This window comes from Streptomyces sp. NPDC045778 (assembly GCF_056431945.1).
On sequence record NZ_JBWKJZ010000003.1, the window covers coordinates 372,442 to 385,556 of the forward strand.

General features: G+C 74.0%; 3 protein-coding genes. 2 read left to right on the forward strand and 1 reads right to left on the reverse strand.

All coding sequences use genetic code 11. The features are described from left to right. Positions 1-40: 40 nt before the first annotated feature. Both AC07GB_RS06000 and AC07GB_RS06005 read left to right on the forward strand, forming a co-directional pair. Positions 41-11,407: a type I polyketide synthase gene (locus AC07GB_RS06000; RefSeq protein WP_478842017.1), complete on the forward strand. Its 11,367-nt coding sequence runs from the start codon at positions 41-43 to the stop codon at positions 11,405-11,407. 84 nt (positions 11,408-11,491) lie between these two features. Continuing rightward, positions 11,492-12,253: a thioesterase II family protein gene (locus AC07GB_RS06005; RefSeq protein ID WP_478842018.1), complete on the forward strand. Its 762-nt coding sequence runs from the start codon at positions 11,492-11,494 to the stop codon at positions 12,251-12,253. A gap of 161 nt (positions 12,254-12,414) precedes the next feature. On the opposite strand, the gene AC07GB_RS06010 is transcribed toward AC07GB_RS06005, so the two are convergent. After that, on the reverse strand, positions 12,415-13,023 hold the full coding sequence (locus tag AC07GB_RS06010) for a helix-turn-helix transcriptional regulator (protein WP_478842019.1): 609 nt from the start codon (positions 13,021-13,023) through the stop codon (positions 12,415-12,417). Positions 13,024-13,115 lie beyond the last annotated feature (92 nt).

The window sequence follows — 13,115 nt, forward strand, 5'->3', positions numbered from 1 at the left end:
GCCACCCCACTTGCTCGACGTTCCCTGGAGTAGAGACAGCATGGAAAACGAGGACAAGCTCCGTTACTTCCTCAAGCGGGTCACCGGTGACCTGCGCGAGGCACGACGGCGGCTGCGCGAGGTCGAGGCGGGCGAGCAGGAGCCCATCGCCATCATCGGCATGAGCTGCCGCTACCCCGGCGACGTGCGCTCCCCCGAAGACCTGTGGGAGCTGGTCGCGGGCGGCCGCGACGGCGTGACGCCGTTCCCCACCGACCGGGGCTGGGGGGACGTCGAGCTGTCCGACCCCGAGGACCCGGACCGCGTGTTCCGCACCGAGGGCGGCTTCCTGCACGACGCCGGAGAGTTCGACCCCGGCCTGTTCGGGATCTCGCCGCGTGAGGCCCTCGCGATGGACCCGCAGCAGCGGCTGCTGCTCGAAACCTCCTGGGAGGCGTTCGAGCGGGCCGGGATCGACGCGGCGTCGCTGCGCGGCAGCAGGACGGGCGTGTTCGCCGGCGTCATGTACCACGACTACACGTCCCGGCTGCGGTCGGTGCCCCAGGAGCTGGAAGGCTTCCTGGGCACCGGCGGCCTGGGCAGCGTCGCCTCCGGCCGCGTGTCGTACACGTTCGCGCTGGAGGGGCCCGCCGTCACGGTGGACACGGCCTGTTCGTCGTCCCTGGTCACGCTGCACCTGGCGGCCCAGGCGCTGCGCTCGGGCGAGTGCGCGCTCGCCCTCGCGGGCGGGGTCACCGTCATGACGACCCCGCACACCTTCATCGGGTTCAGCAAGCAGCGCGGCCTCGCCGCCGACGGCCGCTGCAAGGCGTTCTCCGACGGCGCCGACGGCACCGGCTGGGGCGAGGGCGCGGGCATGCTGCTCCTGGAGCGCCTTTCCGACGCCCGGCGCAACGGCCACCCCGTCCTCGCGGTCGTACGCGGTTCCGCGGTGAACCAGGACGGCGCGTCGAACGGCCTGACCGCGCCCAACGGCCCTTCGCAGCAGCGCGTCATCCGGCAGGCGCTGGACAGCGCCGGACTGACGGCCGCCCAGGTCGACGCGGTCGAGGCGCACGGCACCGGCACCACCCTCGGCGACCCGATCGAGGCCCAGGCGCTCCTGGCCACCTACGGTCAGGAACGCCTCGCCGACCGGCCCCTGTGGCTCGGCTCGGTCAAGTCCAACCTCGGCCACACCCAGGCGGCCGCCGGTGTCGCAGGCGTGATCAAGATGGTCATGGCCCTACGGCACGGCGTACTGCCGCCGACCCTGCACGTCGGCGAGCGCTCCCGGCACGTCGACTGGTCGGCGGGCGCCGTGGAACTCCTGACCGAGGCGCGGCCCTGGCCGGAGACGGGGCAGCCGCGCAGGTCGGCGGTGTCGTCGTTCGGCATCAGCGGCACCAACGCCCACGTCGTCCTCGAAGAGGCCCCGGCCGACGACGCCGACGACGCAGCCCTGGACGAGCCCGTCGACCCCGTCCTGGCCGACGCGGTGCCGTGGGTGCTGTCCGGCAACGACCCCGCCGCGCTGCGCGAGCGCGCCGCCGCCCTCCTGCGCCACCTGGAAGGCCGGGACGCATCGGCGGTGGACATCGGCTACGCGCTCGCCGTGAGCAGGACCGCCCTCGAACACCGGGCCGCCGTCGTCGGCGCCGACCGCGCGGAGCTGCTGCGCGGCGTCCAGGCCCTGGCCGCCGACGGCGACGCGCCGAACCTGGTGCGCGGCACGGTCGGCACGCGCGGCAAGCTCGCCTTCCTGTTCAGCGGACAGGGCAGCCAGCGGGTGGGCATGGGCCGCGAACTGTACGGCGAGTTCCCCGTGTTCGCCCAGGCGCTGGACGAGGTCTGCGCCGGCCTAGACCCGCACCTGGACCGGCCCCTGCGCGACGTGCTCTTCGCGGAGCCCGGCACCGAGGCCGCCGCGCTGCTCGACCTGACCACGTACACGCAGCCCGCGCTGTTCGCGATCGAGGTGGCGCTGTTCCGCCTCGTCACCGCGTGGGGCCTGGCCCCGCAGTTCCTCGCGGGGCACTCCATCGGCGAGCTGGCGGCGGCGCACGTCTCGGGCGTCTTCACCCTCGCCGACGCGTGCACGCTGGTCGCGGCCCGCGGCAAGCTGATGGGAGCCCTGCCCGACGGCGGGGCGATGCTGTCGCTGCGCGCGGACGAGGACACCGTGCGCGGCCTGCTCGCCGAGCACGCGGGCGCGGTCGACGTCGCCGCGGTCAACGGTCCGCGGTCCACGGTGGTCGCGGGCGACGCCGACGCCGTGGCCGCGATCGACAGCGCGTGGCGCGAGCGCGGCGGGAAGACCCGGTACCTGCGGGTCAGCCACGCCTTCCACTCGCCGCACGTGGACGCCGTCCTCGCGGACTTCCGGGCCGTCGCCCGCACCCTCACCTACGGGACGCCGGCGATCCCCGTCGTGTCCACCCTCACCGGCGTCCTGCTGACCCCCGAGCAGGCACGCGACCCCGAGCACTGGGTGCGGCACGCCCGCGAGGCGGTCCGGTTCCTCGACGCCGTACGGTGCCTGCGCGCGCAGGGCGTGGCGAACTTCCTGGAGCTGGGCCCCGACGCCGTGCTGACCGCCGCGGGCCGCGACTGCGTCGACGAGGGCGCGCTGCTGGTCGCCGGAGCGCGCCCGAACCGGCCCGAGGGCACCACGCTGACCTCGGCGGTCGCGGCACTGCACGTGCGGGGCGTCACCCTCGACTGGCACGCCCTCTTCGCGGGACGCGGCGCGCGGCGCCTCGACCTGCCCACGTACCCCTTCCAGCGCACCAGGTTCTGGCTGGACACCGGCGCGCCCATGGGGGACATGGCGTCGGTGGGCCAGCGGTCCGCCGACCACCCGCTGCTGGGCGCCGCGGTCACCCTCGCGGACGAGGAGGGCGCCCTGCTCACCGGCAGGCTCTCCCTGACCACCCACCCGTGGCTGGCCGACCACACCGTCGGCGGCGTGGTCCTCGTACCGGGCGCCGCCCTCGTGGAACTGGCGATCCGGGCCGGCGACCAGGTGGGACTCGACCACGTCGAGGAGCTGACCCTCGCGGCGCCCCTCGTGCTCCCGGAGGACGGCGCGGCACGCCTCCAGGTGTCCGTCGGCGCCCCGGACGAGGCCGGACGCCGCACCCTGAACGTGTACGCGCGGGCCGACGACGCACCCGACGACCAGCCGTGGACCCGGCACGCCTTCGGCACGCTCACGGCAGGCGACCAGCCCCCGGCCCGCCTCGAGCGGACCCCCGCCGCCCATGAGGAGGCTTGGCCGCCCGCCGGCGCCGAACGGATCGACATCGAGGGCCGCTACGACGACCTCGCCGCCTCGGGGCTCGGCTACGGGCCCGCCTTCCGCGGCCTGCGCGCGGCCTGGCGGCGGGCCGACGAGCTGTTCGTCGAGGTGGAGCTGCCCGACCAGGACGCCGCGGGCTCCTTCGGCCTGCACCCCGCGCTGCTCGACTCCGCGCTGCACGCCATCGGGCTCGGCGACTTCGTCGGCGACACGGGGCGGCTGCACCTGCCGTACTCCTGGCGCGGCGTGCGGCTGCACAGCAGCGGCGCGTCCGCACTGCGCGGCCGCCTGTCCCCGGCGAGCCCCGCGGGCACCTCGGCCGCGGGCGTCGCGATCTCCCTGACCGACGGCACGGGCAGCCCCGTCGCCTCGGTCGAGGCCCTGTCGCTGCGGCCCCTGGAGGCGGACGGCCTCACCGGCGACCGCCTCGACTCGCTCTTCCGGGTCGACTGGACGCAGGTGCGGCCCGCCCCTTCGCCCTCGGTCCGCTGGGCGGTCCTCGGGGACGGCGTCGAGGCCTCCGGGCCGGACCGCGCATACCCCAGCCTGGCCGCGCTGGCCGAGGACGAGGTGCCCGACCTCGTCCTCGCCCCCGCGCCCCCGGCCGCGAGCCCCGCGGCGGCGGCGCAGTGGGCCCTTGACCTCACGCGAACCTGGCTCGCCGACGACCGGTTCGACACGGCACGCCTCGTGTTCGTCACCACCGGCGCGGTGGCGGCAGGCCCCGGCGAGGACGTCCCCGACCTGGCCAACGCCCCGGTGTGGGGCTTCGTACGCGCGGCACAGGCGGAGCACCCGGGCCGGTTCGTGCTCGTGGACGCCGACGCCTGGTCGGCGGCCACGGTCCACGCGCTGCCGGGCGCCGTCGAGACCGGCGAGCCCCAACTGGCCCTGCGCCCCACCGGCCTGCTCGCCCCGAGGCTCGTCCGCGCCCGCCCCGCAGACTCGCGGGGCCCGGGCTTCGGCACGGGTGCGGTGCTGGTCACCGGCGCGAGCGGAAAGCTCGGCGGCCTGGTGGCACGCCACTTGGTGGCACGGCATGGAGTGCGGCGACTGGTGCTGGCCAGCCGCCGTGGGCAAGTCGGCGCGCTGTACGACGAGTTGGTGGACCTCGGTGCCGAGGTCGCGGTGGTCGCGTGTGATGTGGCGGAGCGGGACGCGGTGGCGGCGCTGCTGGCGGAGCATCCCGTGACGGCGGTCGTCCATGTGGCGGGTGTGCTGGACGACGGGGTGATCGGCTCGCTGACTCCGGAGCGGATCGACACGGTGTTCCGGCCGAAGGTGGATGCCGCCTGGCATCTGCACGAGCTGACCCGCGAGACGGACCTGTCGGCGTTCGTCCTCTTCTCCTCCGCCGCGGGCGTCTTCGGCAACCCCGGCCAGGCCAACTACGCGGCCGCCAACACCTACCTCGACGCCCTCGCCCAGCACCGCCGCGCCGCAGGCCTGCCCGCGACCTCCCTCGCGTGGGGCCTGTGGGCCGGCGACGACGGCATGGGCGCCCGACTCGCACGGACCGGAGCCGCGGGCCTGACCTCGCAGGAGGGCCTGCGCCTGCTCGACGCCGCCATCAACCTGCCGACGGCCGTGACCGTGCCCACACGGCTCGACCTGGCGCCGCTGCGGGCACACCCGGAAACCGTCCCGGCCCTGCTGCGCGCCCTGGTCCGCACGGCGCGCCCCGAGGCCGCCAAGACCGACGGAAGCCTGGCGGCACGCGTCTCGGCACTCCCGGAGCACGAGCGCCTCCCGGTACTGCTCGACCTCGTACGCACGTCCGTCGCCGCCGTGCTCGGCCACGCGTCCGCCGCCGAGGTGGAGCCGGAGCGGGCCTTCGACGAACTCGGCTTCGACTCCCTCACGGCGGTCGAGCTGCGCAACCGGCTCGACACGGCCACTGGCCTCCGCCTGCCCGTGACGCTCGTCTTCGACTACCCGACACCCCTGGTGCTCGCGGGCCACCTGCGCGCCACGCTGCTCGGCGACGACGAGACGCGGACGCCGGTCACCCGCACGGCCGCCGCCGACGACGAACCGATCGCGATCGTCGGCATGAGCTGCCGCTACCCCGGCGGTGTGGCAAGCCCGGAGGACCTGTGGCGCCTGGTCGCCGAGGGCCGCGACGCGGTGTCCGACTTCCCGGACAACCGGGGCTGGGACGTGGACGCGCTCTACCACCCGGACCCCGACCACGCCGGCACCAGCAGCGTCCGCAGCGGTGGCTTCCTCCATGACGCCGCCGATTTCGACCCGGTCTTCTTCGGCATGTCGCCGCGTGAGGCACTGGCCGTCGACCCGCAGCAGCGGCTGCTCCTCGAAGCGTCCTGGGAGGCCTTCGAGCGGGCGGGCATCGACCCGAAGACCTTGCGGGGCAGCGCGACCGGAGTCTTCGCGGGCGTGATGTACAACGACTACGCCACCCGCCTCCGGCGCGCCCCGGAAGGCTTCGAGGGCCAGCTCGGAGTCGGCAGCTCGGGCAGCGTCGCCTCCGGCCGGGTGTCCTACGTGTTCGGTCTCGAAGGCCCCGCGATGACCGTGGACACGGCCTGCTCGTCGTCCCTCGTCGCACTCCACCTCGCGGCTCAGGCGCTGCGCTCGGGCGAGTGCGAACTGGCCCTCGTGGGCGGCGTGACCGTGATGTCCAGCCCGGCGACCTTCGTGGAGTTCAGCCGTCAGCGGGGCTTGTCCCCGGACGGCCGCTGCAAGGCGTTCTCCGACAGCGCTGATGGCACGGGCTGGGGTGAGGGCGTCGGCATGCTGCTGGTCGAGCGCCTCTCTGACGCGCAGCGCAAGGGTCACCAGGTCCTTGCGGTGGTGCGTGGCTCTGCGGTGAACCAGGACGGCGCCTCCAACGGCCTGACCGCTCCGAACGGGCCCTCGCAGCAGCGGGTGATCCGCCAGGCACTGGCGAGCGCGGGCCTTGCGGCGTCCGACGTGGACGTGGTCGAGGCACATGGCACGGGCACCACCCTCGGTGACCCGATCGAGGCGCAGGCTTTGCTGGCCGCCTACGGCCAGGACCGCCCGGAGGACCGGCCGCTGTGGCTCGGCTCGGTGAAGTCCAACATCGGGCATACGCAGGCCGCCGCCGGCGTGGCAGGTGTGATCAAGATGGTGATGGCGATGCGGCACGGCGTTCTGCCGCAGACGCTGCACGTGTCCGAGCCGTCGACGCACGTGGACTGGTCCGCCGGTTCGGTAAGGCTGTTGACGGAGCCTCAGCCGTGGCCGGAGACGGGTCGTGTGCGGCGGGCAGCGGTGTCGTCGTTCGGTGTGAGTGGTACGAACGCGCACACCATCCTTGAGCACGCGCCGAGCGAGGACCACGTCCCGGCTGCGGCCGACGGCGTGGTGCCGTGGGTGCTGTCGGCCCGGAGCCCGGAGGCACTGCGGGAACAGGCCGCGCGGCTGCGCTCGGGCGTGGATGGTCTGCATCCTGCGGATGTCGGCTTCTCACTCGCGACGACGCGGTCGGCTTTCGACCACCGCGCTGTTGTGGTGGGCGATGACCGTACGACGCTGATGGACGGCTTGGCGGCCCTGGCCGAAGGGCGGCCGTCGTCCGGCCTGGTCGCGGGGTCCGTTGCCGTGGGCGGGGTGGGTTTCCTGTTCTCGGGCCAGGGCTCGCAAAGGCTGGGGATGGGCCGGGAGTTGGCCGCGCGGTTCCCGGTGTTCGCCGAGGCTCTGGACGAGGTCCTGGATCTCCTGGCTCCCGAGGTCCGTGGGGTCCTGTTCGGCGAGGACGCGGAGGCGTTGAATCAGACGGGGGTGACGCAACCCGCGCTGTTCGCGGTGGAGGTGGCGCTGTTCCGTCTGCTTGAGTCGTGGGGTGTGCGACCGGATGTGCTCGCCGGGCACTCCATAGGCGAGTTGGCTGCCGCGCATGTGTCCGGTGTCTGGTCGCTGGCCGACGCCGCCGCTGTGGTGTCGGCTCGGGGCCGTTTGATGCAGGCGCTGCCCGAGGGCGGTGCGATGGTGGCGATCCAGGCGACCGAGGCGGAGGTGACATCCGACCTGCCGGACACGGTGGGTATCGCCGGGGTGAACGGCCGGACGTCGGTGGTGATTTCGGGTGCGGCGGCTGACGCGGAGGTGGTGGGTGAGCGCTGGCGCGAGACGGGCCGCAAGGTGACCCGGCTCAAGGTCAGCCACGCCTTCCACTCACCCCTGATGGAGCCGATGCTGGACGACTTCCGCGCGGTGCTGGAGAGCGTCTCGTACAACACCCCGAAGACACCGATCGTCTCGACGCTGACGGGCGTGCGCGCGAGTGCCGACGAACTGGCCTCTCCGGAGTACTGGGTGCGTCACGTCCGCGAGTCGGTGCGGTTCGCCGACGCCGTGCGCACTCTCGTGGAGGACGGCGTCGGTACGTTCGTCGAGGTCGGGCCGGGCGGAACGCTGTCCGCGCTGGGCCAGGAGTCGGCGCCGGATGCCGCCTTCGTGCCGGTGCTGCGTGCGGACCGGCCCGAGGAGATCGCTCTAGTCACGGCGGTCGGTGCGGTGCACACGCGGGGTGTGGCGGTCGACTGGAGCGCGTACTTCGCGGGCAGTGGCGCGCGGCGCGTCGACCTGCCTACGTACGCCTTCCAGCACAAGCGCTACTGGCTGGACGCCCCCCGTGACCTGAGCCTCGACGAAGCGGCCGGTGGCCTCGGCCTTGCGGGCGCGGGGCACCCGCTGCTCGGCGCAGCCGTGGAACTCGCCGACGACCAGGGGCTCGTGTGCACCGGACGGCTGGGCACGGACACCCACCCGTGGCTCGCCGACCACGCCGTCGCGCGGACGACCCTGCTGCCCGGCACGGCCTTCGCCGAACTCGCGCTCGCCGCGGGAAGCAGGCTCGGCCTGGACGAGGTGGAGGAGCTGACGCTCGCCGCGCCTCTGGTGCTGCCGGAGCGTGGTGGCGTACGGCTGCGAGTGACGGTCGGCGGCGACGACGGTGACGGCCGCCGCACGCTGAGCGTGGACTCATGCCCTGACGGCCCTGATGGCACTGACGCCCCGGCCGGCGACGCCGACTGGACCCGGCACGCCACCGGATTCCTCACCACCGGGGCCACCGCCCCACCGGCCCCGATCACGCAGTGGCCGCCCGCCGGAGCCGAGCCCGTCGACATCGACGGCCTCTACGACGGCCTGGAAGAGGCCGGGTTCGGGTACGGGCCCGCCTTCCAGGGGCTGCGGTCGGCGTGGCGCGGTGACGGCGCCGTGTACGCCGAGATCGAGCTGGACGAGGACCAGCACGGGGACGCCGCGTCGTTCGGCGTCCACCCGGCGCTCCTCGACGCCGCGCTGCACGCCTGCATGCTCGGCGGCCTCGTCGAAGACGTCGGCCGGCCCCGGCTGCCGTTCTCCTGGAGCGGAGTCCGGTGGCACGCCACCGGCGCCACCACGGCGCGGGTGCGGCTCACGCCGGCCGGGCCCGACGCCGTGTCCCTCGAACTGGCCGACGCGCAGGGGCACCCCCTGGCGACGGTCGCGTCCCTCGTCCTGCGGCCGATCGCTTCGGACCAGTGGGGCGCTCGCCACCGCGACGCGCTGTTCCGGCTGGAGTGGGTGGCCGCGCCGACCCGCGCGGCCACCCCCGCCCCCGCCCTCGGCTGCGCTGTCGTCGGCCCGGACGACCTGAAGGCCCGCGCGGGGCTCGCCGCGGTCGGCGTCGCCGTCGAGGAGCACGACGACCTCGCGGCGCTCGCCGCGGCCGGGGTGCCCGAGCTGGTCGTCGTCCCGTGTGCCGAGGACGGCCCGGAGCCGGCCCCCGCGGCCCGCGCCGCCGTCGTCCGCGCGCTGCGGCTGGTCCAGGAGTGGCTGGCCGACGACCGGTACCTCGACTCCCGCCTCGTCTTCGTGACCCGTGGGGCCGTCGCGGCCGGGCCCGACGAGGACGTGCCCGACATCGCCGACTCGGCGGTGTGGGGCTTGATCAGAGCGGCGCAGTCCGAGAACCCCGGCCGGTTCGTCCTGGTCGACGTGGACGCGCACGACACGTCCTGGGCGGCACTGCCCGAGGTACTCGCCGGTTCCGAACCGCAGGTGGCGGTGCGCGCCGGTGACCCGAGGGTGCCGCGGCTCGCGCGCTTCGGACCGCCCGCACCGGACGCGCGGGGAACACAGGAATCACCCGAATCATCGGAATCACCGGTCGAGTTCGCCCCCGGCGGCACCGTGCTGGTGACCGGCGCCACCGGCATGATCGGTGGCCTCGTCGCCCGGCACCTCGTGACCGCCCACGGCGTCCGGCACCTCCTGCTCGCCGGCCGGCGCGGTGCCGCCGCGCCCGGCGCCGAGGCCCTCCGCGCGGAACTGGCCGGCCTCGGCGCGCGCGTCACCCTCGCCGCCTGCGACGTCACGGACCCGGCCGCGCTGAAGGAACTGCTGGCCACGGTGCCCGCGGACCACCCGCTGACCGGCGTGGTGCACTCGGCGGGTGTGCTGGACGACGGGGTGATCGGCTCGCTGACTCCGGAGCGGGTCGACACGGTGTTCCGGCCGAAGGCGGCTGCCGCCTGGCATCTGCACGAGCTGACCCGCGAGATGGGCCTGTCGGCGTTCGTGCTCTTCTCCTCCGCCGCTGGCGTCTTCGGCAACCCCGGCCAGGGCAACTACGCGGCCGCCAACGCGTTCCTGGACGCGCTCGCCCATCACCGCAGGGCGGCAGGACTGCCCGCCACGTCCCTCGCGTGGGGCCTGTGGGAGTCGGGCAGCGCGATGACCGGCTCCCTGGCCGAGAGCGACGTGGCGCGGATGTCCCGCTCCGGCGTCACGGGCCTGACCGAGGAGCAGGGCCTCGCGCTGTTCGACCTCGGCTGCGCGGCGGGTGAAGCGGTCGTCGTACCGATGCGACTCGACGTCAGCACCTTGCGCGGCGGGCCCGACGAGGTGCCCGCCCTGCTGCGCGGCCTGGCGCGGCCACGGCCCGCCAAGGCGGCCGCCGCGGGCGCCGCGGGCGAGGAGCGGCTGGCGCGGCGCCTCGCCGGACTGACGGAAGAGGAGCAGGACCGGGAGTTGCTGCTCCTGGTCCGGGACCAGACAGCGGCCGTACTCGGCTACGCCCCGGACGAACTGGACGTCTCCGGCGCCCTGACCCAGCTCGGCCTCGACTCCTTGACCGCGCTGCAACTGCGCAACCAGCTCGCGGGCGCGACCGGGCTCCGCCTGCCCACCACCGTCGTGTTCGACCAGGCGACCGGCCCCGCGCTCGCCGGATACCTGCGGCGCGAACTCGCCGCGACTGCCGGGGACGAACCCGCCGCACCGGCCGCCCTCGCCGTGGAGGACACCCTCATCGGCCTGGTCCGCCAGTCCTACGAGCTGGGTCTCTCCAAGGAAGGGTGGCTGATGATCGACGCCGCCGCGCGGCTGCGGCCGGTGTTCGGGGCGCCCGAGGAGGTGGCCGCGCTGCCGCCGGTCCCGCTGGCCACCGGGCCGGGCACCCCGCTGCTGTGCTTCGCGCCGACCATGGCGCCGTCCGGCCCGCACTACTTCGGCCGGTTCGCCCCCGCGTTCGCGGGCCGGCGGGACGTGACCATGCTGCCCCACCCCGGCTTCGGGGCGGGGGAGCCGCTGCCCGCGACCAGGGAGGCCGTCGTCCGCTTCCAGGCCGAGGCCGTCGTGCGGCAGGCGGGCGACAGGCCGTTCGCGCTCCTCGGCTACTCCTCGGGCGGCTGGATGGCCAACGCCGTCGCCGCGCTGCTCGAACGGGAGGGCCGCGCACCGGCGGCCGTCGTACTCCTCGACACCTACATCGCGACGAACTCCTTCGAGAAGCGCCTGGAGGCGGCCCTGACGGAGCGCATGTCCACCAGCGAGGCCTTCGACCTGCTGACCGGCGCGCAGATGACCGGGCAGAGCGGCTACCTGCGCGTGTTCGAGGACTGGAAGCCCGAACCGATCACGACTCCGACGCTGTACGTGCACGCCACGTTCCCGCCGGGGGAGTCAAAGGCCCTGGAGACCGAGGACGCCTGGCAGCCCGAGTGGCCCTACGCCCACGAGGACGCCGACGTCCCCGGCGACCACTTCACGATCATGGACGAGCACTCCGATTCGACGGGGCGCGCCGTGGAGGCGTGGCTGAGCGACGGCCGATTCGACGCCCCCAGCCGCCCCTCGGGACGCGGCTGACCCTCCGACCCCGGCTGCTCCCCCTGGAAAGCCGGCCTCTAACTTCAACTCGTCAACGACAGCAGAGCAGAACGGACGACACCCATGACAGCTACCGACGGCAGCGACCTCTGGCTCCGCCGGTTCCACCCCGCACCCGACGCCCCGGCCCGGCTCGTGTGCTTCCCGCACGCGGGTGGATCGGCGTCCTTCTACCACCCCGTATCGGCCGCGCTCGCGAACGACAGCGATGTGACGGCACTCCAGTACCCCGGCCGCCAGGACCGGCGCAACGAACCGAACGTCGACGACATCGGCGTCCTCGCGGACCGGATAACGCCCGTGGTCGCGCCGCTGTTCGACCGGCCCGTGGTGTTCTTCGGGCACAGCATGGGAGCGATCATCGCGTTCGAGGTCGCCCGCAGGCTCGGGAAGGACGGCCACACCCCCGCGATGCTGTTCGCCTCCGGCAGGCGGGCACCCTCGACGCGGCGCGTCGAGCACGTCCACCAGCGGGACGACGACGGCCTCCTGGCCGACGTGAAGGCCCTCAGCGGCACCGACGCCAAGGTGCTCGGCGACGAGGAACTGCTGCGCATGGTGCTGCCCGCCATCCGCAGTGACTATCGGGCCATCGAGACGTACGAGGGCCCCGTGGACGCGACCGTCGACTGCCCGATCACCGCTCTGATAGGTGATGACGACCCGAAGTCGACGGTCGGGGAAGCCGACGCGTGGCGCGCCCACACCACAGCCGCGTTCCACCTGCGGGAGTTCCGCGGCGGCCACTTCTACCTCAGCTCGCGCGCGGCAGAGGTGATCGAGGTGCTGCGCGGGGCGCTGCGTGGCGCGGTGGCCGTCGGATAGGGACGGGGAGGGGGACATGAACGGGAGCGGGGGCTGGACGAGGAAGTGGTCCAGCCCCCCCTCGACCGCGGACGTCATCGCAGAGTTCAGGCCACAGGCCTGAGACCACAGGTGCAGACCCGAGCCTCAGCCCTCAGACCTCAGCCCCGAGGCCTCAGGTCTCAGATGTAGCCCGCGCGCAGCGCGTAGGCCACCGCGTGCGTCCGGTTGCGCAGGTGGAGCCGGGAGGTGAGGCTCTGGAGGTCGTTCTTCACCGTCCGTTCGGAGTACGCGAGCTTGGCCGCGACCTCCGCGGTGTCGAGCCCTTCCGCCACGAGCCGGAGGATGTCGACCTCCCGCGCTGTCATCTCCGCCGCGGGGAGTTCGGCCGGGCCTTGGGCGCTGCTCTGGAGCCGCCCCATCCGGGTGATGAGCCGGCCTAACAGGTCCGGCGGTAAGTCACCGTGACCCCGGTGGGCGGCGAGCACGGCCCGCCGCAGCCGCGCCGGGGTGGCTTCCCGCCGCCGCACGATCGAGGTGACACCACAACCCGCGACATCCAGCACGTCCGCCCCGCGCATCCGGTCCACCACCAGAACCACCCGGACGTTCTCGGCGTGGACGAGTCTGCGCAGGCTCACCAGAGTCGCCTCGTCCACGCTGCCGACGACGAACAAGGCGACCCGGCCTCGGTCCCGCTGGTCCTCGTCCGTCAGGACGATCTCCGGACACTGCCGCAGCTGGCTCACCACTCCGGCCTGGGAGATCGGGTCCGATGCGTGAACGGTCACCAGCACAGGCTGAGTCATGAGAACGCTCTCAACGGTCGGCTGCATGGGCTAGGGCACCTCTATCTTCCACGTTGGTCCAGAGGGCAAGACGG

What these genes read in the sequence shown, in the direction of transcription:
- AC07GB_RS06005 (WP_478842018.1), top strand. Translation starts at nt 11,492, where the DNA reads ATGACAGCTACCGACGGCAGCGACCTCTGGCTCCGCCGGTTCCACCCC.
- AC07GB_RS06000 (WP_478842017.1), top strand. Translation starts at nt 41, where the DNA reads ATGGAAAACGAGGACAAGCTCCGTTACTTCCTCAAGCGGGTCACCGGT.